The sequence below is a fragment of the Compostibacillus humi genome (genome assembly GCF_014637175.1).
GTDB classification, from domain to species: domain Bacteria; phylum Bacillota; class Bacilli; order Bacillales; family Amphibacillaceae; genus Oceanobacillus; species Oceanobacillus humi.
This window is the reverse complement of the sequence record NZ_BMEV01000045.1, coordinates 1-22,621: the sequence shown is the minus strand read 5'-3', so window position 1 is coordinate 22,621 and position 22,621 is coordinate 1. Positions and strand designations below refer to the sequence as shown.

The following is a 22,621-nucleotide window of genomic DNA, read 5'->3' as shown; positions in this document are numbered from 1 at the left end:
ACAGCTTTTTTAGGGAACAGGGATAAGGAAAGATACGAATGAAGGATTCTTGAGAGACGAAACTTTAGGATCGTTCTTTTTTTGGCGTGGAAAAATTTGTATGGAGGGGATTGGGATGAATTATATTAAAGAAATTAATGCTTTTTACGATCGGGTCGAGTTAGTGCCGTTGACCGCATCGGCAGTGTGCCTCTGGCATACGTTAATGCATATGAACAACAAGGCGAAATGGGCGGAAACCTTTGCTGCGTCCGGGACCGTGCTGCGGCTGAAGTCCGGCTTGACGGAAAGCACCTTCAAGCGGGCCCGGGCCGAACTGAAAGAAAAAGGCTACATCGACTACTATTCCCGAAAGCATAATCAGTCCCCGATATACCGGATGATTCGGTTGTCTTCTGTTGGAGTGGAGGAAGCGAGGCAGGAATGGGCAAGGAATGAGGAATTGGTAAGTTTAGCAGAGGGCGATAGCGGGGCAGGGCACCGTAGCGGGGCTGGACAGGCGGACCATAGCATAAACCGGATGACGGACCGCCAACCGGCCCAAAATGCGGGCTGTTCAGCAGACCAAAGTGCAGGCCCATTAAATAAACAAAATAATACGAAACAAAAAGAAACGAAGCATGCAGATGCAATTGTCTTTTATCAGGAAAATTTCGGCATGGTCAGTCCTTTTATTGCCGAGTCGATTTTAATGTGGGTGGATGATCTCGGGGAAGAGCTTGTCCTGGAGGCGATGAAGCGGGCAGTGGAACGGAACAAAACTTCCTGGCACTACGTGAAAAGCATTCTCCAATCTTGGGCAAAGAAAGGGATTACGACGATGGAAGAAGTGAGGGCAGAGGAACGGAATTTTAGCCGACGGAAAGAACGGCATACATATAAAACCGGGCCTTACCCGATGCAGCAGCCGGCAGTGCGGAAAGAAGTTATCCCCGACTGGTTTACCGAGCGGAAGGAGGAAAAACCGCAAGAGAATCAGCCGGTCCCGGATTTGGATATTCAGGCGATGATCGAAGACTTAGACAAATTTTTCGAGAGCAGAAAGGCGAAGATTGGATGAATGAAGGCTATATTTTTTTGATTGCGCGGGGAAACGGAGCTTTGTGAGGGGAAAGAGAGCTGCTGCAGGAGTCGCCCGGAATTGTTTCGCTTCCGGTTTTCATTTATATTTATAGGATGTTGGCTGATATTAATAAAAAAGAAGAAAGGATGCAAACAGGATGGACAAAAAAGTAGTTGTCATTACCGGAGCGGGGAGCGGCCTCGGAGCCTCGCTGACAGAAAAATTTTCCAATCTCGGTTATTACGTCTGCTTGCTTGGCAGAACAGAGGAAAAACTGGAGCAAACGGCAAAACGGCTTTCGAAGGAGTTTTCCATCTATCCCGTGGATGTTTCCCGGAAGAGTGAAGCGGCGGACGTATTTCAGTCGATTCAAAGGGAGGTCGGGCCGATCGATATACTAATTAATAATGCTGGTGTCGGCATGTTTGACGTTGCGGAAAATATCAAGGAAGACGCGGTACACCAAATGATTGATATTAATTTAAAAGGAACGATTTTTTGCACGCAGGAAGTGCTGCCCGATATGAAGAAGCGCAACGATGGAATGATTGTGAACGTCGTGTCGACCGCCGGCCTGGAGGGGAAAGTTACGGAAAGCGTGTATTGCGCCAGCAAGTTTGGCGTCCGAGGTTTTTCGGAAAGCCTCGTCCGCGAACTGGAGGATACCCAGGTAAGGGTGCTGGCCGTCTATATGGGCGGGATGAAAACTGCCTTTTGGGACGGAATATATGAAAACGACGCTATCAAAGATTTAATGCACCCGGACGATGTAGCTGAAATTATTATGGATAATATGAAACCGAGGAAAAATCTGACCGTCCAGGATGTTGTTATTAAAAATAAAATTTAATTGGATGGCGCCGGAAGCGGCTTTGTCTCTAATGCAAAGCCGTATTTTAGTGCCATCTGGAAATCTATGGCCGGAGAGCCGATAATTTTAGTAGGAACGTCGAAATATGGAGAAGTGCTGATATGTTTGGTGAGACCGCCGAAATTTGGAGAAAAGCCGATATTTCTGAAGAAGCGCCGATATGTTTGGTGAGACCGCCGATATTTTGAGAAACGCCGATATTTCTGAAGAAGCGCTGAAATTTTTATCCGAGCGCTCGAAATATTTCGGGAAAAGCTGATATTTTTGTAGAAACGCCGATATCTCTAATTAAACCGCTGATAATTCATCATTTACGGTGCACAAGCTATAATAAAGAGAAGTTAAATTCGTTCAAAGGAGTTTTTTCATGAACACATTTGATGCGTTGAACGTATTTTATCGGGAAGATGCGATCTCAGATTTTCTCGTAAACTGTTTTCAAGATTCAAGAGAATTTTTGTTAAGATTTTTGCTAAAAGCTGGGTTGGATGTCCAGGAAGATTTTCAATCTTTTATTGAAACCCGGGTTGGGCTGGGAAAAACGGTCGGAACTCCGGATATTGTCATTCGACTCTCTGGCAAAGGGAAAGACACCATCGTCCTTATCGAAAACAAAATGGGAGCGACGGAAGGGAAGGAGCAGACGGTCCGCTATGAATCTTCCAAAGCGAAGGAGGAAATTGCTGCCCGCTATGGAGTTGCCGTTGAGGAATTGAACTTTCATTACGTTTATTTAGCTTTGGATAAAACGGTAAAGCCAATCAGCACAAAATTCGTCTTTCTCGACTACAGCATCTTCTTGTCGGAAGGATGGCCGCTTTACGACGACAATCTGCGAAAGCTTTTTAAAGAATTTCAAGAAAAATTGGATGAATTTTATTCTCCAGTAATGAATCCGTACGAAAGCATTGAGCAGAACCTTTCCTTAAACGGATTGCAGCGGAAAATTTGCTGGCAAAAAATATTGGCAGAAAACTTTTTCCCGTTGGATCATTTAGATTTCGAGTGGGGGGAAGTAGGAGGTGCCGGCAGGAAAAACTTTTTATTTTTAATTCGAAAGCCGGATTGGGAAAGTGCGGAAACCTTCCATCAAGCAGGACTTTCCAAAACTTTTTACGTACATATTGATACATACATCAACATGCTGCAGAAAGGCAGTCAATTAGTGCGAGATATTGGAGTGCGATTTGAAACAAATCCTTATGTGCCCCATTGGAAGATAGATCGTCTTCCGGATTATGATACATTTTTAGAAAACAAACGAATTTTTGCGGAAATGCTTTATGCCCGGGCGAAGAAACAGGGGATTCGTTGCAAGAAAAGAAACAGCAAGCTCCTCGCATTGTCCGTAATGATCGGCGGAGAGACCATCAGCGAAAATATGCAAGATTTGCAGAAACAAGTATTGGCAATCGAATCTTGTATTGATGAAGTTATTGCGGAAATGAAGAGCAAGGGGATATTGAGGTAAGCTTAAATTCTAGCGGCTTTTCTCTAAAATTCAACGCTTTGCCTGGATTCTAACGCACCTGCTCCATAATTCAGCGGAACACTGTGAGAATTCCGCTTTTCATTCAATTATTCTAACGGAAATTTCCGGAATTCAGCGCAGCGCTTTTATTCTAACACTTTTCTCTATCATTCTAACGCTTTGCGAAAAAATTCAGCGTTTCTGTGATTTTTTCTAGCGGAAAAAACTAAATTTTAGCGCTTTGCCTGGATTCTAACGCACCTGCTCCATAATTCAGCGGAACACGGTGAGAATTCCGCTTTTCATTCAATTATTCTAACGGAAATTCCCGGAATTCAGCGCAGCGCCTTTATTCTAACGCTTATATCTATCATTCTAACGCATTGTGAAAAGATTCAGCGTTTCTGCGATTTTTTCTAACGGAAAAACTAAATTTTAGCGCTTTGCCTGGATTCTAACGCACCTGCTCCATAATTCAGCGGTACACGTGAGAATTCCGCTATTCATTCAATTATTCTAACGGAAATTCCCGGAATTCAGCGCTGCGCCTTTATTCTAACGCTTATATCTATTATTCTAACGATTTGCGAAAAGATTCAGCGTTACTGGGATTTTTTCTAACGGAAAAAATTAAATTTCAGCGCTTTGCCTGGATTCTAACGCACCTGCTCCATAATTCAGCGGTATACCGTGATAATTCCGCTTTTCATTCAATAATTCTAACGGAAATTTCCGGAATTCAGCGCAGCGCCTTTATTCTAACGCTTATATCTATTATTCTAACGATTTGCGAAAAAATTCAGTGTTTCTGCGATTTTTTCTAACGGGAAAAATTAAATTTCAGCGCTTTGCCTGGATTCTAACGCACCTGCTCCATAATTCAGCGGAACACTGTGAGAATTCCGCTTTTCAATCAATTATTCTAACGGAAATATCCGGAATTCATTGCAGCGCTTTTATTCTAACATTTTTATCTATCATTCTAACGATTTGCGAAAAGATTCAGCGTTTCTGCGATTTATTCTAACGGAAAAAATTAACATTCAGCGCTTTGCCTGGATTCTAACGCACTTGCTCCATAATTCAGCGGAATACCGTGATAATTCCGCTTTTTATTCTAATGGAAATTTCCGGAATTCAGCGCAGCGCCTTTATTCTAACGCTTATATCTATTATTCTAACGATTTGCGAAAAAATTCAGTGTTTCTGCGATTTATTCTAACGGAAAAAATTAAATTTTAGCGCTTTGCCTGGATTCTAACGGTCCCGCTCCATAATTCAGCGGAACACTGTGAGAATTCCGCTTTTTATTCAATTATTCTAACGGAAATTTCCGGAATTCAGCGCAGCGCTTTTATTCTAACGCTTATATCTATTATTCTAACGATTTGCGAAAAGATTCAGCGTTTCTGTGATTTTTTCTAACGGAAAAAATTAAAATTCAGCGCTTTGCATGAATTCTAACGGTCCCGCTCCAAAATTCAGCGGAACACTGTGAGGATTCCGCTTTTCATTCAATTATTCTAACGGAAATTTTCGGAATTCAGCGCAGCGCACCTATTCTAACAGTCCCGCTCCATAATTCAGCGGAACACCATGAGAATTCCGCTTTTCATTCAATTATTCTAACGGAAATTCCCAGAATTCAGCGCAGCGCTTTTATTCTAACGCTTATATCTATTATTCTAACGATTTGCGAAAAGATTCAGCGTTTCTGCGATTTATTCTAACGGAAAAAATTAAAATTCAGCGCAGCGCACCTATTCTAACGGTCCCGCTCCATAATTCAGCGCCACCCCATAGGAATTCATCTCTTCTATATATTTTTCTAACGTTCTTGTGCTAAAATTCAGCGGTCCGAATCAATAAATAAAAAACCTCTGCCCACCCCCAAGGGCAGAGGTGAATTTTTTAGCGGAATTCGCTGAAGCGGGAGCCGTTTTTATCGATTTCCAGCAAAAGTTCCCATTCTCTTTCCGTAATCGGTTCAAATACGTGGTATTGCGGATGTTTTTCCACCTTAAATCCTGTCTTCTCCACAATTTCGTCGAAGGAGCTCTCAGGAAAAATCGAATAGAGCTGCAGTTTCCCTTGTTTTCCGCGTTTGAAAATGGCAAGGGGCGTAATGACATATTCCGTATTCCCCGCGGCGGTGATGACATCGAGTTTTTCCACAAGGGAGCGTGTGTCATGGGTCGTTTTCCAAAGGATGGCCCGTTTTACTGTTGGGAGCAGGGCCGCACTTCCCGCACCTCCAGGGAGCCGCACTTTCGGCTGTTGGAAGGAACCGATGGCACTTAAGTTCAGGCGGCCGTATTCGTCAATTTGCGCTCCGCTTAAAAAGGCGACATCGAGACCGCCCCGGGCGCTTAAATCAAAAATGTCCGAGAGCAAAAATTCGGAAACGGCGCCTTCCCGCAAATTGGCTCCTGCCGTTGTGTGCCGGGAAAATTCGGTTGGAACGGCATCTGCGGTCCCTGCAATGCTCAAGTAAACCGCCTTTTTCGCATGATGTTTTTTCGCCAGCTGGATGGCGACTGCCGGCATCGGGGAAGCGACCCCGTGAAAAATGCGTTCCCCGTCTTGGATAAGCCGGGCCATGGCAACCGTCATATAGTCGGCCGGCTCCAGCGTAATGATGCTAGACATGGGATACCACCACCTTTCTTTCCAAAAATGCTTGCGGATTTTCCAAATAACGATGAATCTCCTTTTCATCAATAGAATAGAGAGGAGCACAGCTGCCGGGTGCCGCTCCTTTTTCTGCCAGTGCGACCTGTTCGACGAGAAAGCCAGGAATTTGCGGCTGTACCGTCCAAGTGGCGGAATCAATGATTTTCTCCGCTGTAATAATGACACGGCGGGCCGCTTTTGCCATAATGAGATCTTCAAAAACCGCGCCGTCGATATAGGCATTCCCCTGTTCGTCGGCTATATTTGTATGAATCACAGCCACGTCCGGACGCAATGCTTCGACAACGGCGGTCTTTTTTTCCGTAAATGGGCAAGTAATCCATTTTATAAGACCAGTTAACTCAGGAAGACTGCTGCCCTGGAAACCGTGGATCGGCTGAAAAGGCACGCCATAAATGCTGGCCCGGAGTGCGGCAATGACACTGGCGCAGGCATGTTCATGAACCGTAATTTCTCCCTTTTGCACTCCTCTCCGGTAATTCGGAGCAAGGCCAAACATTTCAAAGCCGATATAGCCCGCATGGACAGAGCGGATGGATTTTGCCAATGCGAGCAAATCCACATCGAGGGCTCCGGCCGTTTTAATTAAGGAAAGATCTTTTTTTCCTTGCCGGATTAATTCGAAAACAAACGCAATCGGGGAGCGGTGCAGCGCATTTCCTCCAAGAGCGAGGAGCGCGCCGTTGTCAATTGTCCCGACTGCTTCCTGAATGGACGTCTGTTTTGACATATTCATTCTCCTTTCAAAAATATGGTTGGCAGACAAACTGCCCTGGATCAGCCGAGCACAATGCCGTCCCGGTCTAATGCGTGCAATGTTTCCAGTTCTTCTTCCGTCGGTTCTTCCGCATATTTCCAGTCGTCCGCGATGTCAATGGCAAAACTGCTGTTTTCTTGGACGGCATCCAGCGTCTGGCCTTGGAATAATTCCAAAAGGGTCATCCGTTTCGTTTCCGGGTGAAAACCGTAAATGCCAATTTGGGTAATAACCCGGTACGGTCCTGTATTGGCTGGAAGTCCCCGTTTCTCCCGTTCACCTGGTCCGGTAAAATAGCCGGGGCTCGTTAAAAAGTCCAGCTGCTCGACAAATTTTCTTCGGTCCTGCCGCATAATGATAATGTTTTTTTCGCAAAGGGAGGCGATGTCGGCGCCGCCCCCAGAACCGGGAAGACGAACCTTCGGATGTTCCCAGTCTCCGATGACGGTCGTATTTAAATTCCCGTAGGCGTCAATTTGCGCGCCGCCGAGAAAACCGTATTGGATCCACCCGGCTTGGGCCAGGCTCATGACGTAATCCATCGACCCGACGGTGACCCCGTTTTCATACGTTAACGATTCACTCACTTGAATCGGCAGTCGGCCTGTCGGTTTGCCGCCGACCCCTCCGCCTTCGTAGACGAGCAAAAGGTCTGGCGCGTGGGTTTTCAGCGCAAGGACCGATGCCAACAGGGGCATTCCTGTCCCGACGTACACCGCTCCATCCTCCGGAAGCAGCCGGGATGCGGCAATAATCATTTTTTCTGTTTCTGTAGCCATTGTTATCCTCTCCTTCTCGCAACTGTTGGATAAGGTGCTAATTTTTTCTCGATATTTTCCAGCTGGCGCAGCACCCGAACGCCGCCGATTTTTTCCAGATAATCATAAAAATCATTGCTGGAGTAAATGTATTTATCCAAATACTCCTCTGTCGTCTCTTCGGTGATGGAAGCATCAAGCCATTCCTGCCAATGGTCCTCGTCAAAGGAGTACAGGCGAGGCACCTGGTTTGGATGGGACCCGTAAGGCACTTCGACGACGGCATCGACGGTAAAGTAAGGGATTTTCGTTTGGGCCGGGTCGCTTTCAATAACTTCATCAGGCACGATTTGTTCGGCGGTAATGATGACAAATTTGGCAGCGTGGGCAATTTCGATGTCTTCTGCAATATTCCCGTCAATCTGGCAGTTGCCGTATTTGTCTGCCCGGTGAACGTGAATAATGGCAACATCCGGGTAGCAGGCCGGCAACAATTCGATCGGTTCCTTCGTAAACGGATCGATGATTGTTTTCGAGCCGCTATATGTCAACGTATCCGTTCCGAGGGAGGAGCGGGTCGGGTAAAAGGGAAGCCCTTTTGCTGCTGCTGTGAACCGCCATTGGAAGGCAGCGTTCGTCGTTTCCGATAATACTTTCAGCCGGCCCGATTCCACTGCCCTTCTTGCCGGCAGGGATAAGCCCCGGACTTCATCGGCAAAGCCGTAGGACACTTCTGCGTTCGTAACGTTTCCGGCGGCGGCAAGGAGCTGCCAGTCATGCTGGGACCCCTTTGTTCCAATCGTCAAATTGCCGATCCCTTGCCGGATAATTTCGTGAACGGCAGCGATCGGGTTTCGGACCGAGCCCATGCCGCCAAAAACGATGTAATCCCCTTCTTTGACGCCGCGGGCGACCGCCTCTTTGAGCGTTGTTCTTTTATCCTTTTTTGCCATCGATTTATTGTTTTTCCGGTATTCCCTCATTTTATCTGGGTGTTCCCAGCCGTAGAGAAACGTATTTTCTTTTACAGTAGTCATCATTCTTCCTCCTTCTTATTTTTTGCTTGCAGCTTTTGCCAGCCGGTCTCCGATAAATTGGATAAGCTGGACGAGAATAATTAAAATAATGACAGTGATTAGCATGACATCGTTCTGGAAACGGTAATAGCCAAAACGGATGGCCAGGTCGCCGATGCCTCCGCCGCCGACGATCCCAGCCATGGCGGAATAGCTAAGCAGGCTGATAATCGTTACGGTCAGTCCGGCAATCATTCCCGGTTTTGCTTCCGGAAGCAGGACGTCCTTCATAATCAGCCAGGGGGAGGCGCCGCATGATTCAGCAGCTTCAATCACCCCGCGGTCGATTTCCCGCAGTGACGCTTCCACGAGCCGGGCGTAAAACGGAATAGCAGCGACGGTCAGGGATACACTGGCAGCCGTCGGACCCATCGAGGTGCCGAGAATGAGTTTTGTAAAGGGAATGAGAACGACGAGCAAAATAATAAACGGAATGGACCGGATAATATTGACGATCGTCCCGGCCACTTGCTGCACAAAGCGATTTTCAAAAAACATTCCTTCCCTTGTGACGAAGAGGGCAATCCCGAGGGGGACGCCGACAAGGACGGCAAACAATACCGCAATGGACATCATCCAAAATGTTTCAAAAAATGCTTTCCCAAATTCGTTGACTAAATCAAGCAACATCTGCCAGCACCTCCAATTGTTTCGTCCGCGCTGCAATAAAGCGGATGGCTGCTTCAATTTCCTGTCTGCTGCCGATTGCCTCGATAATCAGCGTGCCTAGCGGCTTATCGTTGATATACGTAATCTGGCCGTGAAGAATATTGATCGTAATGGAAAATTTCGCCAGCGTTTCAGAAATAATCGGACTTTCCGCCGAATCGCCTTTAAACGTAATTTTGGCAATCGTTCCTTTCCGGCTTTCCAGGAGTCGCTCCGGCAAGGAAAAGGAGTGGACGGATTGGACAAATTCTTTCGTTAACGGATGCTCTGGACCGGAAAAAACATCGTAAACGGTGCCGAGTTCGACAATTTTCCCCGCTTCCATGACGGCAACCCGGTCGCATATTTTTTGCACCACTTCCATTTCGTGGGTAATTAAAACGATGGTGATGCCCAGCGTGCGATTGATTTCTTTTAACAGCTGCAAAATGGCATCGGTCGTTGTCGGGTCCAAGGCGGACGTCGCCTCGTCACAGAGCAGCACTTTCGGATTGTTGGCCAGCGCCCGGGCGATGGCGACCCGCTGTTTTTGCCCGCCGGATAATTGGGCCGGATATGCCTTCGCTTTATCTGCAAGACCAACCATCTCCAGCAGCTCCGGTACCCGTGCATTTCTTTCTTCCTTTGGTATGCCGGCCGCTTTTAAGGAAAAAGCGACATTGTCAAAGACGGTTTTTGCGCTGATCAGATGAAAGTGCTGAAAAATCATCCCGATTTCCTGCCGCTTTTTGCGGATGTCTCTATCGGACAAGGCTGTAATTTCTTCCCCGCCGACAAAAATTTTTCCTTTCGTCGGTCTTTCCAGCAAATTCAGGCAGCGGACGAGGGTGCTTTTTCCCGCGCCGCTATAGCCGATAATGCCGAAAATTTCTCCCTTTCCGATCGTCAAGGATATATCGTGAACGGCGGTCGTATTTTTGTATTGTTTCGTAATCCCCTCCAGTCGGATCATTGGCTTTCCTCCAATTCCAGCTGATACGGCGGCTTCACGTATCCTTTTGATTTTTCATTGGTATACTGTAAAAATTCCTCGGATTTGTACGCATCTTCCAAATCTTTTACAAAAGTGCTGTCTTCATCTTCTTTGCGGACAGTTAAGTAAATAAGAAAGTCTTCAGACGTTTTTTCCACGTCGACGGCTTCTTCCAGTTTGAGCCCGGAAGCGAGAGCATAGTTTCCATTAACGAAGGCAAAGTCCGTATCACTAAGGGACCTTGGCGTTTGGGCCGGCTCCAGCGGCTGAATGTTCAAGTCATATTTGTTTTCCAAAATATCTTTTTCCGATGCGGTAATCGGGTCTACCTTTTTGTCGATGGTAATCCAGCCGTATCCTTCCAGCATGTGAAGGGACCGGGCCAAGTTCACCGGATCATTGGGCAGCGTAATCGTCATGCCCGGCTCCACGTCGTCTAAAGAAGTATGTTTTTCCGAATACAGAGCAATCGGTGCGGTAGGTACGGCGAAGACCGGGACTAAATCCATGCCGTGCTCTTCGTTGAAATTCAATAAGTAATTTCGGTTTTGATACAAATTAGCGTCAATTTCTCCTTCATTCAGGGCGTTGTTCGGCTGGATATAATCGTTAAATTCTACAATTTCCACGCTGTAGCCCTTTTCTTCCAGGAGCGGAACGATGCCCTCCTTCAGCTGATCGCTATAAGGGCCGGCTGTCGCTCCGATGACGAGCTCCTTTTCGCCGCTTGCAGAACCAGAGCCGCAAGCCGCTAGAATGAATGCGCAAAGAACCGTTAGGGTGAGAATTATTTTTTTCATCGTTTTTCCTCCTTAATTTTTGTAATAAAAAAGCCCCCTGAACTCGCCGCCATGCTAAAGAGCAATGGGGGAATTCAAGAGGCCTCCGGTTGTCCGGTCAGCTTCCTGTACCGAATATTTATTTGTCCTTGAAAAATGTTGCTGCACCTCCATCACGCTGCATCCTGCCAATTTAAACCGAAAATCGCTGTTTTTCGATCCGGTTGATCTGCACGATTTTTCCGTTATGAATGGTAATATGCAGTTCGCCAAAGGCTAAGTTTTCCAGCGCCTGAATAACCAATTCGTACTTTTTCTTTTCATCCTCTTTCCGCTTTTCTGCCATCGTCTCATCTCCTTCTGCAAAAATTAAAACGTGCGGCTTCTTGTAAAAAAGAGGCCGCACGCTGGAAACAAGTTTCATTCGCTCAGACCTCTTATATTTCAGATGTACATCTGCTGGATTTGGCACCGTTTGATTTGACATCAATGGTTGCCGAGGCTTCACTGGGCCAGGTCCCTCCACCTCTCTTTATAAGAGATTCGAATATGCAATTGTGAATTTAAGAGTATTCTAAACAGTTTACTCGGATTTGTCAACAAGGTATTTTCGGTTATTCGAAAAATAAAAAGGATTCATAAGTAATAGGCAAATAAACTTATATGACGGCGGAAAGCAGGCGGATATCGGTTTTTTTGGAGTAGAGGGGAAAAACGGTAAAGCTCTGTCGGATATCGGCATTTTTTACGATGAATTCAGCTTTTTTCAGGGAAATCCGCTCTTCTTTGAATATATGGAGCGCTTATATAAATTTATCGGCGAAAAGTAAATGTAAATCAGCTTTTCTTTAAAAATATCGAGCGCATATTAAAAATTATCGGCGTTTTGCAGGATATCGGGTTTTCCTGTGGGGGTATCGGCTTTTCTTTAAAAATATCAAGCGCTTATATAAATTTATCGGCGTTTCGTAAAATATCGGCTGTTGCTGGAGGGGATATCGATGAAGGTAACATCGTCTTCCTATATTTATTATACAAAAGCGTAAAATAATAAAACATCCGTTCAGTAAGAATGCTGAAGAAATTATAGATTTGCTATATTCGTGGGAAGAGGAAGAGAATATGTAACTAACGATGTAAAGAAGGGGATTTTTCAACTTGAAAAAAGATTATTTTTGCAATAAATGCGGTTAACTATTAAGCATGCACCCGCTTCATTAATCCCATCTTTTTTAAGTCCCAATCTGGCACTTCTCACAAAAAAGATATAGGATTAAAATAATAGTAAAAATATTTAGGAGTGCTAAGATGGGTGAGGATATGGAAACGAAGAAAAAAGTATTGGATGCGTTACATCGACTCCAAAGTGATTTCGAAAAAAGTCGGGATAAAAAATTGTGGAGCCCGATTACTGTTCCCTTTACCTTGCGAGATGGACTCAACCGGTTGACGAAAAATGACTTACAAGAAATAAGGCGGTCTTTACGAGTGAAAAAGGCAAGCAGTTTGAAAAAGGCAGAACTGGCTGCTTTGCTGGAAGATGTCATCTTGTGTTCATTAGAAAGTATTTGCAGTAAGTTTGATTCGGAGCGGTTCGGCTTGCTTTTGGAGGTCGCCAAACGTGGCGGTTATATGGAGGCACCTTCTTTAGAGTGGGAACAATGGAAGTATTTTCGCGAATACGGCATCCTTTATACCGGAGTTTTTCAAGGGAAAAAAATTGTTGCGGTACCGGGAGATATTGTCGAGCCGCTATTGGCATTGGGAGCGAGCGGGAAGGTGAAATCGGTTATTAACCGCAACACCGAGTGGATTAAACTAACATGCGGTTTATTGTTTTACTATGGAACGATAAGTACGGCGCAAATAATTGCCCTCTTGGAAAAATATACGAAACAGCCCCTTGATGCACTCGATTTTTTCCGTGTCATTTGGGACGCCAATCGTTATCGGAACAGCATTACGATTCATGTCGACAACTTTTCCCATGTTCGGCTGGATGATTACAAACGAATCAAAGAGGAACAGGAGATACGGTCTAATCTTCCTTTCTATCCTTTTACAAAGAAGCAGCTGCTTCAAGCGGCAGAACCGGATTTTGTCGATCGAGATGAAAGTTTTTTAGAATTTATGAGTTATCTGTTCCGAAATTTTAAGATGACGATAGAGGAAGCAGAAATCATTGCTAGCGAATGCGCATATATTGTAAAACTGGACGGCACTGTTCATGATGTTTTCCAATATTTAGGGCTGATGTTTCATGCGCAAGACTTGAACCAGGAAATGCTGACCCAAGTGATGCACTTTATGAACCATACGAGGCAATGGGTGTTAAAAGGGCATACACCTTATGAAGTTTTTCAGCAGGAGAAAAAGTTTCTTCGTCCCCTGCCTGAAACGGAACTGCCAATAGCGGATACGAAGCACAAGAAGAAAGTAGGGAGAAACGATCCGTGTCCTTGCGGCAGCGGGAAAAAGTATAAAAAGTGCTGCGGGAAGTAGTTGGAGAAATGGTTAGGAAAATGGACTAAAATGTTCAATTACGGCTGCAGTCACTGGGTATACCGTTTACTACCTGCTTTGGAGCTGGACGGTGGACGAAAATAAATAAAAATAGCGGAACGGTTGAAAACTGCGACACAATTAACCCCTCTAGGCATACACCTATAGGGGTTTCCATTTTTGTCGGATCTTAATTTCCTAAAGTTGCTACAAAGGAGTTGTCTTCATCCGCCTCTGCGCAATCAATGGCAATGACAAGGGCGACGAGGAGTGCTTCCATTTCTTCCTGCCAAATTTCCAATTCGTAGCTGTCTCCCCAGCTGAACCATTTTTTGCGTACCTTTCCGACGACTTCTCCGTCTTTCTGCACTTCAAAGTCCATATCCCACCAGTCGCCGATTACTTCGATGCCTGTTGCATCAATGGTATAACGGGATTTGAAAAAGGTGAATTCCTTTTTTATCGTCAATACTTCGCGCCCGCCAACCTCGACGAAAAACTTCGGCAACAGGGAAAAGGTTTTTTTCGTAATATGGGCCACTTCTTCCCGTGCCGTATTCGTTACCGTATACGTCTTTGGAAGCTGCATAAAGCTCCCTTCAACATAATAGACATCGTTTTCCTCCTGATCTTTTACCGTAAATTTTTCGCTTAGGCTAAACACTTTTTGCTTAATATACAGTTGTCTCATCTGCTCAACTCCCGGTTCTCAATCGTATTCAATATGTTCGTACTTTTTATACGATTGGGCAGGGAAAAAGGTTTCATTTGCATGCGGTGTGATTTTGCAAAAATTTTTTGCAGTGAAAGGAAAACCCCGTTATTTCTAATCAGCTGCATTATTTTTGGGAAAAAGCATCAGAAGAAAACAAATCAAATAAGCAATACATGGCGCTATAAACAAAGCAAAAATTCCAGGTGTAAGCGCTAAGTACAAACTGATGGGCAATGACCAAATAAATGCGATAAGCAAAAAATATTTTTTATTCATGATAGATGCAACGATAGCTAAACAAGCTGGGATGACTAACATCATAAATGTATTCACTGCTGCTTTACCAGGACTTGCGACAGTATAAGGATTAAAAAATACGAGGATGATCCATAAACCAATGCTGAATAAACCAGCGATTACGCCGATAAAGATTCCGGCTATTCTCAACGCCAACTCCCCCCTAGAATTTATGTAACTCGTTTTCTATTACAATGATTTCAACATTTTCATCTGTAAATCCTTGAAAAATTTGAATGATTTTTTTAAAAGAGCCCGTTCGTTTAGGAAAAAAATGTATCGATGGGTTTTATAAGGAAGCGGAAAAGTATATTTGGGGTTTTATAGAGTCTCTGTTGGGAAAATTTAGATCTTCTAATAACCGAAACGTTGGAACATAGCATCCAAAGTGCTCATAGGACGCCTCTAAAGCCCGATTGAACAGGAAAACTGTTGTAAAAGTGCTTATAGAGCACCTCTAAAGCCCAATTGAAAGAGAAAATCGGCTAAAAAGTGCTTATAGAGCGCCTCTAAAGCCCGATTGAAAAAGAAAACTGTTGTAAAAGTGCTTATAGAACATCTCTAAAGCCCAATTGAAAGAGAAAATCGGCTAAAAAGTGCTTATAGAGTGCCTCTAAAGCCCGATTGAAAAGAAAAACTGCTGTAAAAGTGCTTATAGAGCGCCCCTAAAGCCCGATTGAACAGAAAAACTGCTGTAAAAGTGCTTATAGAATGGCTCTAAAGTCCAGTTGAAATAGAAAACTACTGTAAAAGTGCTTTTAGAATGGCTCTAAAGCCCGATTGAAAAAGAAAATCGGCTAAAAATTGCTTATTGAGAACCTTTAAAGCCCAATTGTACAAGAAAAGCACCGCATAAGTGCTCATAGAACGCATCTTTAATCCAATAAAAAAAGAAAATTGCATTCGAGAGGTTCATAGTTCATAAACAAAAGAGGTGCGGTTATCATTTAATATGCTGCAACGTCCGGGAATTTCCTCATATGACAATGACCGAAACTCACGCTTCCAGCCCGTACTTCTGCCCCCACTCAAAAATAACAGCCCTGCCGGGTATGGGGGATGTCCCTGGCAGGGCAGCAAATTCAAAATTATATTACACCCAGCGCTGGGTAACGACTTTTTTGCGGGTATAGAATTCGATGCTGTCTTTGCCGTTGGCGTGCAAATCGCCGTAGAAGGAATCTTTCCAGCCGGAGAACGGGAAGAATGCCATCGGTGCTGGCACGCCAATATTTACGCCAAGCATGCCGGCGTCGATCGTCTCCCGGAATTGGCGCACGGCCCCGCCGCTGCGGGTGAAAATGCAGGCGCCGTTGGCAAAGCGGGATTTGTTGGCAAGTTCAACTGCTTCGGTTAAATCTTTTACGCGGGCAATGGACAATACCGGCGCAAAAATTTCATCCTGCCAAATCTTCATTTCGCTTGTGACGTGGTCAAAAATCGTTGGACCGACGAAATAGCCTTTGCTTTTCGCTGCTTCGTCTTTCCGGCCGTCACGGATGAGCTTGGCGCCTTCTTTTTCTCCCGTTTCGATGTATTGCAGCGTCCGCTGTTTATGTTCCTCACGAATGACCGGACCTAAGAAGACGTCATCGTCCAAGCCGTTGCCGATTTTAATTTCGTTCGCTTTTTGGACGAGCTTTTCGATCAGTTCGTCAGCGATGGACTCTTCTACAGCGACGACGGAACAGGCCATACACCGTTCGCCGGCCGAACCGAAAGCTGCATTAATAATTTGGGTTGCGGCATTTTCTAAATTAGCATCCGCCAACACGATGGAGTGGTTTTTCGCACCGGACAATGCCTGAACCCGTTTCAAATTCGCTGTTCCCCGTTTGTAGACATACTCTGCCACCGGCTGGGAGCCGACAAAGGAGATGGCGGCAACGTCTTGATGATCCAACAGCCCGTTTACGACGTCATGGGCGCCGTGGACGATGTTGAATACTCCTTTTGGCAGTCCTGCCTCTTCCAACAATTCTGCAAGCCGGACGGCAAGGAGCGGTGTCCTTTCCGAAGGCTTCAGGACAAACGTATTACCTGTCGCAATCGCCATCGGGAACATCCACATCGGCACCATCGCCGGGAAGTTAAATGGAGTAATTCCGCCAATGACGCCAATCGGATAGCGGTACACGCCGGATTCCAAATCGGTAGCAATGCTCGGCAATTGGGACCCCATCATTAGTGTCGGAGCCCCGGCAGCAAATTCGACACATTCAATCCCGCGCTGCACTTCGCCGTAAGCTTCCGTGTAGTTTTTCCCGTTTTCCGTCGTAATTAATTTGGCCAGCTCCTCCCAATTGTCGACTAGCAGCTGATGAAATTTAAATAACAGCCGTGCCCGTTTTGGCACTGCTACTTCCTTCCACTCTGCAAAGGCTTCCTTTGCTGCCTGAACGGCCCGGTCCACATCTTCTTTCGTAGAGATTGGAACGTGGGCAATTACTTCCCCGGTTGCCGGGTTAAAAACTTCTTTCGTTTCATTAGTGCTCGCTTCGACCCATTCACCGTTAATATAGTTTTTTACCGTCTTCACCATTGTTTGTGTCATCGACGTAACCTCCTGTCATATTTTCCTGAGAACGCCCTTACTAAAGGACGGGAAGTAGTTAATTGAATCTATAAGATTGGACGGCAGGCGCAACGTGAAAATATATTAGATCCTGCCGCGGCCCCTCGTTCTCGTTTTTCCCCAAGTTGTTAGTAAAATCTTCTTTAAGCGTCTGTATGAAATACTTCGAGGGGGCAGGCGCAACATGAAAATATATCACATCCTGCCGCGGCCCCTCGTTCTCGTTTTTCCCCAAGTTGTTAGTAAAATCTTCTTTAAGCGTCTGTATGAAATACTTCGAGGGGGCAGGCGCAACGTGAAAATATCACATCCTGCCGTGGCCTTAGTTCTCGTTTTTCCCCAAGTTGTTAGTAAAATCTTCTTTAAGCGTCTGTATGAAATACTTCGAGGGGGCAGACGCAACGTGAAAATATCATATCCTGCCGTGGCCCCTCGTTCTCGTTTTTCCCCAAGTTGTTAGTAAAATCTTCTTTAAGCGTCTGTATGAAATACTTCGAGGGGGCAGGCGCAACGTGAAAATATATTAGATCCTGCCGCGGCCCCTCGTTCTCGTTTTTCCCCAAAAGCGAAAATTAGTTATTAGCAAAAACTTCTTTTAGTGTCTTAACGATAAACTGCAAGTCGTCGTCCGTAATATTGAGCGGCGGGCTCAGCGTTAAAATGTTGTTGTATCCTGCCACCGTATCGCCGTTTTTGCCGATGATCAGGCCTTTTTCTTTACATGCAGCAATAATGGCGTTTACTTTGTCCACGGCAATCGGTTCTTTCGTTTCTTTATCCGCAACGAGCTCGATTCCGATCAGCAGCCCTTTTCCGCGGACGTTTCCGACAATTGGGTGCTCCTCCAATTCGGCTAAGGCGTGAAGCAGCTGTTCGCCTTTTTTGGCCGCCTGTTCGACGAGGTTTTCTTTTTCCATAATTTCGATATTCTTAAGCGCCAAGGCGCATGCGGCCGGGTTTCCTCCGAATGTATTGACGTGACGGAAATGGTTGTATTCTTCCGTGCCCATAAACGCTTCGTAAATTTCCCGCCGGACGGCAGTGGCGGATAATGGCAGATAAGCGCTCGTAATTCCTTTTGCCATCGTCACAATATCCGGTTTAATACCGTAATGCTGGAAGGCGAATCGTTTTCCGGTCCGGCCAAAGCCGCAGATCACTTCATCGATAATGAGCAGTACCCCGTGCTTATCGCAAATTTCCCGCACCCGCGGCAAGTAGCTTTCATGAGGCATGAGCACGCCGCCGCCAGTAATGATCGGCTCCATAATGACGCCGGCGACCGTTTTATCCAGTTCCCACGTAATCACCCGGTCGATTTCGTCGGCTGCAGCAATCGCCTGTTCTTCCGGTGTTCCTTTATACGGGCTCCGGTATAAATCCGGCGGTGTTACATGGAGAAAGCCTGGAGCGAGGGGCTCGTAACGGTATTTCCGCTGAGCTTGCCCCGTTGCTGCTAGCGCGCCCATGGAATTTCCGTGGTACGCCCGGTAGCGGGCAATGAATTTGTGGCGCTCCGGCTCGCCGTTTTGCTGGTGGTATTGCCGGGCAATCTTGAAGGCAGTTTCATTTGCTTCGGAACCGCTGTTGGAAAAGAAGATCACGTAGTCGTCGCCAAGCCATTCGTTTAATTTTTCCCCGAGTTCAATGGCTGGGATGTGGCTGTGGGTCATTGGGAAATACGGCAGTTCTTTTAATTGATCATAGGCAGCCTTTGCCAGTTCTTCCCGGCCGTAGCCGACGTTGACACACCAGAGTCCGGCCATGGCATCCAAAAATTTATTCCCGTTTGTGTCGGTCACCCAGGCCCCGTTTGCTTCTTTGACGACCATCGTTGCGTTCGGATTGTACGGGCGAATCGCATGCCAAATATACTTTTCGTCTTTTTTCAGCAGATCATCGGTTTTAACTGTCAACTGACATACCTCCTTTATAATTTGGGGGTTATGGAAGTGAAAATTCCGAAAATTCCCTCTGTATATATCGTAAAGCGACTGCAGGAGAAATGCATTAGACAAAAAGTAAAATCCTTTTTTTTCATCCTTGCATAATTGTTAATGCAGCGGGTGGTATTTTCCTGAAACGGCATCGACCATTAATAAAAAGCGCTCGGATGCCTTGGATTTCCCTTCCACAATCCAATAGGGACGGTAAAATACCATTTGCTTTGTTAACTGGAGCTTTGGTACGGACAAAATTTTTTTCTTATTGACGATGTGATTTAATAAAAAGTTTTCCGCAATCGGCTCGGCATCCGTCAGTTCCAGCGTATTCTCGATGACCGCCTGACGGGGAACGGTCTTTTTCTCCAGACGGGGGAACGTGTCGGCGAGCGCCCCGATTTTGTTGACCCCATCCACCGTGCAGCCGATGTTTCCTTCCAGCGGGTGAAAGAAGCTTTTCCGGTTGAGCATATATTCGAAGAAGAGGTACGGGTAATAAAGATGCCGCTGTACCGTAAAAGCAGATTCCGGGTCCATTTTTTCCAAAATAAGCTCTATTTCCTTCCGTTCGTAGCCAATCCTTTCCGTTTGGATTACCCGCACCGGCATCATCCTCTGACAGGATGTCCTTCTTTCAGAAATACGGAGATAACTTTTGCTTCCGGTCCGATATCTTTGGAAATGTTTTTTTCCACGTTTTTCGGAAGGAGACGTTCTCCTTTTGCCTCCTCAAAAATTTCCTGGATGCGCTCGGAAGGCGGTGTACCAAAGCGATTGCCAATCAGCATCGCGATGATGGAGATGATGAGCCCGGCAAGGAACGGATGAATCCCGGTTACCGACTCCCAGCCGAAAGACGTCCAAAGAATATTGGAAGTTCCGCCGGCAATCATCGAACTGAGCACGCCGGCTTTATTCGCGTTTTTCCAGTAAACGGCGGCGATGTAAGGGACCATAAAGCTGTTTCCTAACGTACCAAAGGCAAATACGACCAAATCAAAAACTTTCGGCGGCTGAATAATGGCGACTAAAACACCGATGACTCCCGCAAGGAGAACGCTAAGCCGGGAAACGAGGACCATTTTTTGATGACTTGCATTTTTATCGATAAACCGCTGATAAATATCCCGGGAAAGAATCGTTCCCGCCTGCATCAAAATCGAATCCGAGGTGGACATAATGGCAGCCATAATGGCCGAGAGAAGAATCGCCGCCAACATTCCCGGGAATAACGTATATGCCAGCGTAGGAATGACCATCTCCGGGTCGCTTAAATTCGGAAGCAAAATAATCCCGATCATCCCTAATAAATATGGCGAATACGTAAAAAGCTGATTGTAAACAGCCGCCCATAACGTCGCTGTTTTTACCGTTTTCGTGCTTTTCATCGACATATGGCGCACGACAACGTGAGGAAGTCCCATATAGCCGATCATGTAAATTAAGCTTGCCCCGATAATGACGCCCCACTGCCCTAAATAGACGTAATCTTTCCCCCAAATGCTTAAGTAGGAAGGGTCAATGGCGGCAAGGGACTCGTTTAATCCTGACAGGCCTCCAACATGGGCAAGGCCGAAAAAGACAAGAAAGATAACCCCGAGAAGCATGACGATGGCCTGGAAAAAGTCGGTCCAAACAACGGCCAAATAACCGCCGGCCACGGTATAAAAGATAATGATCCCGACCCCGATAATAACGGCCCATTCATATTTCCAACCGGTCAGTGTCTCGAGTGCTTTTCCTGCGGCCAAAAATTGGGCAAAGACGTAGGCAAAGAGGAAAATGGTAGCAATGATGGCGCCGACGACCCGAATTGCCGCACTTTCATACCGTTTTTCCAAATATTCAATAGGCGAGAGGGCGCCTAATATTTCCGACATCCGCCGCATTCGTTTCCCGAGCACGGTCAGGTTGACAATCCCTCCGCCGGCATCTCCAATGGCATACATAATGGAAAACCAGCCGTGCTGGAAAGCTAGTGCCGGTCCCCCGAGAAACATAAATCCGCTCATGGACGTGCTTTGCATCGTAAAGGCAGTGACCGCCGGCCCGACATTCCGATCCGCCAATAAGTAACTTTCCGGTGACTTCGATGCTTTTCTGGAAAAATAAACGCCAATGGCCAAAAGAATGAGAAGATAGACAATAAAAATAATTACATCGGAACCCATTCCTATTCATCCCCTTTCTTCGCCTGATCTTCGAGTTCATCATCACGCTTAAATTTAAAGTACACAATAATTCCCATGGCTAGCCAAATAAAGGGCCATGGTACAACGAGCCAAAACGTCTCTGCTGGAAAGTGAAACAACGATGATCCCTCCTATATAATTTTTAAACTCATATGTATGAAGGAGAGATTTACAATAGAATGGACAAAACGTTAAAGAAAAACCGATATTTTTGGACGAAATGAATGAGAGATTTTTAGTATAGAGAGAAGCAATTGCATTTGGCAATTAAAGATTTCTTAAAATTTATAAGCTTGTAAATAATCGGCCGGTAAATTAAAATACAAATAAGTTTACATCGTTTTTGTAACCGCATCAGCAGGAAAGCGATGGGAGGAACGATATGTATATACCAAAACATTTTAAATTGGAAGATGAAGCAATCATTAATGAAATCATAGACAACTACAGCTTTGCCACGTTAGTTTCCCAGCATAACGGAGAACCTTATGCAACCCATCTGCCATTAGTGTGGAAGCCGGATGAAAGTGCACTTTATGGCCATTTTGCCAAAAAGAACGGGCAATGGCATGACATTGAAAACGAGAGAGTGCTTGCTATTTTTCAAGGTCCCCATTGTTACATTTCCTCCACTTGGTATGAGACGAAGCGAACGGTTTCAACGTGGAATTATGTTTCTGTTCATTTGTATGGAACGCTGGAAATATTGACAGAGGATAAAAAAATCTATGAATCTTTGGAGGAACTGATTATAAAATATGAAGGTGCTGGAAGTTCCAATGAATTAAGCAGCTTGGACCCAAATTTTGTAGAAGGGATGGTAAAAGGAATCGTTCCATTTAAAATAAAGGTGGAAGAAATTCAGGCAAAAGCAAAATTGAGCCAGAACCATCCGCTTGAACGGCAAAAGCGAGTCATTAAGAAATTGGAAAAATCGAAGGATGAGAATGAGCGATTGATTGCAGCAATGATGAAAAGGAATCTAAATAACGATTAGCAGAATTTTATGGAGCTGTCTGTTTGAAAAGGAATCTGGAGCAATTGAAGAATAATGTAATCACCCTAAATTCGGGGTGATTTTTTTTCTGCCTGGACAAAGTTTTATTTAGGACCGATCGTCATATAACTTTCAATAATATACCTGAATTATTCATACTTCCAATGAAGATTTAATTGATACCAAATCCAATGATTTTTTGTTATCTAAACAAGTAAGAGCTGTTAATTTCGATAAATATGATAAATGATAAAGGTGAATGGCAGTAAAATCCTGATTTTGGGCATAC

At 45.3% G+C, this 22,621-nt stretch carries 20 protein-coding genes and 1 riboswitch; of the genes, 5 read left to right on the top strand and 15 right to left on the bottom strand.

Annotation, left to right across the window (positions count from 1 at the left end; genetic code table 11):
* Window positions 1-115 precede the first annotated feature (115 nt).
* The 3 genes from IEV18_RS11705 (at window position 116) to IEV18_RS11695 (ending at window position 3,405) form a co-directional block, all read left to right on the top strand.
* The gene (locus IEV18_RS11705) at window positions 116-1,060 is read left to right on the top strand and encodes a DnaD domain-containing protein (RefSeq protein ID WP_188392566.1); all 945 of its coding nucleotides are present in this window, start codon (window positions 116-118) and stop codon (window positions 1,058-1,060) included.
* A gap of 160 nt (window positions 1,061-1,220) precedes the next feature.
* Window positions 1,221-1,913, top strand: a complete 693-nt coding sequence (locus tag IEV18_RS11700; protein ID WP_188392565.1) for an SDR family oxidoreductase — start codon at window positions 1,221-1,223, stop codon at window positions 1,911-1,913.
* A 388-nt stretch (window positions 1,914-2,301) separates the two neighbouring features.
* Complete coding sequence (locus tag IEV18_RS11695) at window positions 2,302-3,405, top strand: PD-(D/E)XK nuclease family protein (RefSeq protein WP_188392564.1); 1,104 nt, start codon at window positions 2,302-2,304, stop codon at window positions 3,403-3,405.
* A 1,911-nt stretch (window positions 3,406-5,316) separates the two neighbouring features.
* Here the strand turns inward: IEV18_RS11695 and IEV18_RS11690 are convergent.
* From IEV18_RS11690 to IEV18_RS11655, 8 genes are all read right to left on the bottom strand, one after another.
* Entirely contained in the window at window positions 5,317-6,054 is a 738-nt protein-coding gene (locus IEV18_RS11690; protein WP_188392563.1) for a CoA-transferase subunit beta, read from the bottom strand.
* Window positions 6,047-6,829 (bottom strand): CoA transferase subunit A, encoded by a 783-nt coding sequence (locus IEV18_RS11685; RefSeq protein ID WP_188392562.1) that lies wholly within the window; start codon window positions 6,827-6,829, stop codon window positions 6,047-6,049. The genes IEV18_RS11690 and IEV18_RS11685 overlap by 8 nt, the downstream gene beginning before the upstream one ends.
* A gap of 47 nt (window positions 6,830-6,876) precedes the next feature.
* Window positions 6,877-7,635 carry a CoA-transferase subunit beta gene (locus IEV18_RS11680; protein WP_188392561.1) on the bottom strand — a complete coding sequence of 253 codons (759 nt, stop codon included), beginning with the start codon at window positions 7,633-7,635 and terminating at the stop codon, window positions 6,877-6,879.
* Window positions 7,636-7,637: 2 nt separating this feature from the next.
* Window positions 7,638-8,651 carry a CoA transferase subunit A gene (locus IEV18_RS11675; RefSeq protein ID WP_188392560.1) on the bottom strand — a complete coding sequence of 338 codons (1,014 nt, stop codon included), beginning with the start codon at window positions 8,649-8,651 and terminating at the stop codon, window positions 7,638-7,640.
* Window positions 8,652-8,666: 15 nt separating this feature from the next.
* Window positions 8,667-9,320 carry a methionine ABC transporter permease gene (locus IEV18_RS11670; RefSeq protein ID WP_188392559.1) on the bottom strand — a complete coding sequence of 218 codons (654 nt, stop codon included), beginning with the start codon at window positions 9,318-9,320 and terminating at the stop codon, window positions 8,667-8,669.
* Window positions 9,310-10,311, bottom strand: coding sequence for a methionine ABC transporter ATP-binding protein (locus tag IEV18_RS11665; protein ID WP_188392558.1), 1,002 nt, complete (start codon window positions 10,309-10,311; stop codon window positions 9,310-9,312). The genes IEV18_RS11670 and IEV18_RS11665 overlap by 11 nt, the downstream gene beginning before the upstream one ends.
* Window positions 10,308-11,132 carry a MetQ/NlpA family ABC transporter substrate-binding protein gene (locus IEV18_RS11660; protein ID WP_188392557.1) on the bottom strand — a complete coding sequence of 275 codons (825 nt, stop codon included), beginning with the start codon at window positions 11,130-11,132 and terminating at the stop codon, window positions 10,308-10,310. The genes IEV18_RS11665 and IEV18_RS11660 overlap by 4 nt, the downstream gene beginning before the upstream one ends.
* Before the next feature lie 172 nt (window positions 11,133-11,304).
* Window positions 11,305-11,457 carry a YezD family protein gene (locus tag IEV18_RS11655; protein WP_188392556.1) on the bottom strand — a complete coding sequence of 51 codons (153 nt, stop codon included), beginning with the start codon at window positions 11,455-11,457 and terminating at the stop codon, window positions 11,305-11,307.
* A gap of 88 nt (window positions 11,458-11,545) precedes the next feature.
* Window positions 11,546-11,652: riboswitch (SAM riboswitch) on the bottom strand.
* Between the two features lie 767 nt (window positions 11,653-12,419).
* On the opposite strand from IEV18_RS11655, the gene IEV18_RS11650 reads away from it, so the two are divergent.
* The gene (locus tag IEV18_RS11650; protein WP_188392555.1) at window positions 12,420-13,613 is read left to right on the top strand and encodes a YecA family protein; all 1,194 of its coding nucleotides are present in this window, start codon (window positions 12,420-12,422) and stop codon (window positions 13,611-13,613) included.
* A 190-nt stretch (window positions 13,614-13,803) separates the two neighbouring features.
* On the opposite strand, the gene IEV18_RS11645 is transcribed toward IEV18_RS11650, so the two are convergent.
* The 7 genes from IEV18_RS11645 to IEV18_RS11615 all read right to left on the bottom strand — a co-directional run bounded on the left by IEV18_RS11645 (window position 13,804) and on the right by IEV18_RS11615 (window position 21,454).
* On the bottom strand, window positions 13,804-14,304 hold the full coding sequence (locus IEV18_RS11645) for an LURP-one-related/scramblase family protein (protein WP_188392554.1): 501 nt from the start codon (window positions 14,302-14,304) through the stop codon (window positions 13,804-13,806).
* A gap of 135 nt (window positions 14,305-14,439) precedes the next feature.
* Window positions 14,440-14,775: a hypothetical protein gene (locus IEV18_RS11640; RefSeq protein ID WP_229733646.1), complete on the bottom strand. Its 336-nt coding sequence runs from the start codon at window positions 14,773-14,775 to the stop codon at window positions 14,440-14,442.
* Window positions 14,776-15,718: 943 nt separating this feature from the next.
* Window positions 15,719-17,179, bottom strand: coding sequence for a CoA-acylating methylmalonate-semialdehyde dehydrogenase (locus IEV18_RS11635; RefSeq protein ID WP_188392552.1), 1,461 nt, complete (start codon window positions 17,177-17,179; stop codon window positions 15,719-15,721).
* A 593-nt stretch (window positions 17,180-17,772) separates the two neighbouring features.
* The gene (locus IEV18_RS11630) at window positions 17,773-19,116 is read right to left on the bottom strand and encodes an aspartate aminotransferase family protein (protein WP_229733645.1); all 1,344 of its coding nucleotides are present in this window, start codon (window positions 19,114-19,116) and stop codon (window positions 17,773-17,775) included.
* Window positions 19,117-19,254: 138 nt separating this feature from the next.
* Window positions 19,255-19,746: a hypothetical protein gene (locus IEV18_RS11625; protein ID WP_188392551.1), complete on the bottom strand. Its 492-nt coding sequence runs from the start codon at window positions 19,744-19,746 to the stop codon at window positions 19,255-19,257.
* 5 nt (window positions 19,747-19,751) lie between these two features.
* Complete coding sequence (locus IEV18_RS11620) at window positions 19,752-21,314, bottom strand: sodium/proline symporter (protein ID WP_188392550.1); 1,563 nt, start codon at window positions 21,312-21,314, stop codon at window positions 19,752-19,754.
* 2 nt (window positions 21,315-21,316) lie between these two features.
* Window positions 21,317-21,454: a hypothetical protein gene (locus tag IEV18_RS11615; protein ID WP_188392549.1), complete on the bottom strand. Its 138-nt coding sequence runs from the start codon at window positions 21,452-21,454 to the stop codon at window positions 21,317-21,319.
* A 263-nt stretch (window positions 21,455-21,717) separates the two neighbouring features.
* On the opposite strand from IEV18_RS11615, the gene IEV18_RS11610 reads away from it, so the two are divergent.
* Window positions 21,718-22,332: an FMN-binding negative transcriptional regulator gene (locus IEV18_RS11610; RefSeq protein ID WP_188392548.1), complete on the top strand. Its 615-nt coding sequence runs from the start codon at window positions 21,718-21,720 to the stop codon at window positions 22,330-22,332.
* Window positions 22,333-22,621 lie beyond the last annotated feature (289 nt).

Excerpts from the sequence above, each read along its gene's own strand:
- IEV18_RS11645 (WP_188392554.1), bottom strand. The coding sequence starts at position 14,304 with ATGAGACAACTGTATATTAAGCAAAAAGTGTTTAGCCTAAGCGAAAAA.
- IEV18_RS11665 (WP_188392558.1), bottom strand. The coding sequence starts at position 10,311 with ATGATCCGACTGGAGGGGATTACGAAACAATACAAAAATACGACCGCC.
- IEV18_RS11680 (WP_188392561.1), bottom strand. The coding sequence starts at position 7,635 with ATGGCTACAGAAACAGAAAAAATGATTATTGCCGCATCCCGGCTGCTT.
- IEV18_RS11650 (WP_188392555.1), top strand. The coding sequence starts at position 12,420 with ATGGGTGAGGATATGGAAACGAAGAAAAAAGTATTGGATGCGTTACAT.
- IEV18_RS11695 (WP_188392564.1), top strand. The coding sequence starts at position 2,302 with ATGAACACATTTGATGCGTTGAACGTATTTTATCGGGAAGATGCGATC.
- IEV18_RS11685 (WP_188392562.1), bottom strand. The coding sequence starts at position 6,829 with ATGTCAAAACAGACGTCCATTCAGGAAGCAGTCGGGACAATTGACAAC.
- IEV18_RS11700 (WP_188392565.1), top strand. The coding sequence starts at position 1,221 with ATGGACAAAAAAGTAGTTGTCATTACCGGAGCGGGGAGCGGCCTCGGA.
- IEV18_RS11675 (WP_188392560.1), bottom strand. The coding sequence starts at position 8,651 with ATGACTACTGTAAAAGAAAATACGTTTCTCTACGGCTGGGAACACCCA.
- IEV18_RS11690 (WP_188392563.1), bottom strand. The coding sequence starts at position 6,054 with ATGTCTAGCATCATTACGCTGGAGCCGGCCGACTATATGACGGTTGCC.
- IEV18_RS11660 (WP_188392557.1), bottom strand. The coding sequence starts at position 11,132 with ATGAAAAAAATAATTCTCACCCTAACGGTTCTTTGCGCATTCATTCTA.
- IEV18_RS11635 (WP_188392552.1), bottom strand. The coding sequence starts at position 17,179 with ATGACACAAACAATGGTGAAGACGGTAAAAAACTATATTAACGGTGAA.
- IEV18_RS11620 (WP_188392550.1), bottom strand. The coding sequence starts at position 21,314 with ATGGGTTCCGATGTAATTATTTTTATTGTCTATCTTCTCATTCTTTTG.
- IEV18_RS11655 (WP_188392556.1), bottom strand. The coding sequence starts at position 11,457 with ATGGCAGAAAAGCGGAAAGAGGATGAAAAGAAAAAGTACGAATTGGTT.
- IEV18_RS11610 (WP_188392548.1), top strand. The coding sequence starts at position 21,718 with ATGTATATACCAAAACATTTTAAATTGGAAGATGAAGCAATCATTAAT.
- IEV18_RS11670 (WP_188392559.1), bottom strand. The coding sequence starts at position 9,320 with ATGTTGCTTGATTTAGTCAACGAATTTGGGAAAGCATTTTTTGAAACA.
- IEV18_RS11705 (WP_188392566.1), top strand. The coding sequence starts at position 116 with ATGAATTATATTAAAGAAATTAATGCTTTTTACGATCGGGTCGAGTTA.